The sequence below is a fragment of the Candidatus Termitispirillum reticulitermitis genome, from assembly GCF_054655775.1.
Genome location: NZ_BAAIHG010000118.1, coordinates 1 through 2,194 on the forward strand (window position 1 = coordinate 1; position 2,194 = coordinate 2,194).

At 47.5% G+C, this 2,194-nt stretch carries 1 protein-coding gene; it reads left to right on the forward strand.

The features are described 5' to 3' along the window. Window positions 1-520: 520 nt before the first annotated feature. Window positions 521-2,194, forward strand: a 1,674-nt coding sequence (locus AC1MDJ_RS07595) for a homocysteine S-methyltransferase family protein (protein ID WP_479690319.1), incomplete at its 3' end; no start/stop codon positions are given.

The following is a 2,194-nucleotide window of genomic DNA, read 5'->3' on the forward strand; positions in this document are numbered from 1 at the left end:
GGAGTTTAAGAGCCTGCATCCAGATGTGAATACAATACTTGGCGTCAGCAACATATCTTACGGGCTATCGCCAGTGGCGCGGGTGGTGCTGAACTCCGTCTTTTTAGACCATGCAATTAGGGCGGGGTGTGTAATAAACGTTGATATACCGATATAAAACTTATCGGTATTCTTAGTAGCCGCAACTGCGGATAGTGTGCATATAAAGAGCACGGACAAAGCCGTTGCAATAAATCTTTTCATAATAAACCTCGTTAAATTGTTAAGTCGTAGTAGTGTCTGAAATGGGCTTTTATGGCGCAAGCCTCGCGCATTGGTATGCTAATGGGCGCAAGCCCACCATGCTTGGCGTTGCCAAGAAAAAGCTGTGACAGGTAGCTGAAAACTAGTCATAGTTTCTTTTAACACAATAAAAAGCGCAAGTCAAGAGGGAAAGTTAACAACACGTGACTATTATGTATAATAACCGTAACCCGAAATAATTCTATACAAACAAACCCGTTTTCTATATAATACCCCGATGAATTTTACCAACTTTGCTGATAAGCATATCGTCCTGCTAGACGGCGCAATGGGGACATCTATACAAGCACTTGGCTTGCCCGATACCGTGTGGAACAGCTATTACGGTAATAGCGAAATTCTCAACTTAACCGCTCCCGATGCTATAGTAGGTATCCATAAAGGCTACCTTGAGGCTGGGTGCAACGTTGTAGAAACTAATACGTTTGGTGCCAGTCGCTTGGTGCTAGCCGAGTTCGGACTAGCGGACAAACTAGCAGAAATCAACACCCACGCCATACGGCTCGCCCGCAAAGCCACTGATGGCATGGACAACAAGTTCGTTGCCCTATCGGTGGGACCATCTAGCAAGCTACCCACACTTGGACAAATATCATTTGACGACATGCACGCCGCATATATAGAGCAAATACGAGTTGCCCTAAATGCTGGCATAGATGTGATTATCATAGAGACCTGCCAAGATTTACTGCAGGTAAAATCAGCTGTGGTGGCGGCTATGCAGGCATGTAATGAACTTGTAAAAGATGTGCCGATTATGGTATCAGTCACTGTTGATGAGAGTGGCAAACTGCTGGTAGGCACTGATTTAACCTGTGTAGCAAAGACCCTTGCGGGCTATCCGCTCTTTAGTTTAGGCTTAAACTGTGGTTTTGGTCCCGATAAAATGATTGCGCCCCTTGCGGAACTTGCTAGCAACTGGGGCGGCAGGTTATCGCTGTCGGCTAATGCTGGCATTCCGATATCACAAAATGGCAAAGCAGTATATCCGCTAGCCGCACAGGAATTCGCCAACGAAAGTATGCAGCTAGTAAATAGACATAATCTATCTATAGTAGGTGGCTGTTGCGGAACCAACCATACACATATTAAATCATTGGCGACTGCACTTAGTAGCAGGCAAGCACCCGTTTATAAAAAGCAGAGCGGAGCGGGCTACATTTGTAGTGCATTCACGGCGACTACTATTAGGCAAGAGCCGTCGCCAGCATTCATCGGCGAGCGAGCAAGTGCAACAGGTAGCAAGGCGTTTAGAGAACGTTTAGTAGCTGGCGATATGGCGGCTATCTCTGCTATAGCGCGTGAGCAGGAGGACACCTCGCACGTGATAGACTTGTCTGTGGCTTACACTGGGCGCAACGAACTGACTGATATGGCAGAAATCACCACAATGCTGAACGGGGAGCTTACGCGCCCGCTAATGCTAGACTCTACCAACCCTGATGTGTTGGAAGTTGCCTTAAAACGTTGCACAGGCAAGCCGATTATCAACTCAGTAAATTATGAGGACGGCGGAGACAAACTGGCGCAGGTATTTGAGCTAGTGCACCGCTACCCCGCTGCTGTGGTAGGGCTGACGATAGATGAAAGCGGTATGGCACAGAACAAGGCTGACAAACTGGCGGTAGCCGAAAGAATACTAAAAGATTGGCTCGGGCATGGGTTTGCCCCGCAAGATTTGTTTATAGATTTCCTTACATTCTCAGTGGCATCAGGTGATGAATTGTCGCGTTTTGCCGCAGTTGAAACGCTTGGTGCGATTAGGGAGTTTAAGAGCCTGCATCCAGATGTGAATACAATACTTGGCGTCAGCAACATATCTTACGGGCTATCGCCAGTGGCGCGGGTGGTGCTGAACTCCGTCTTTTTAGACCATGCAATTAGGGCGGGG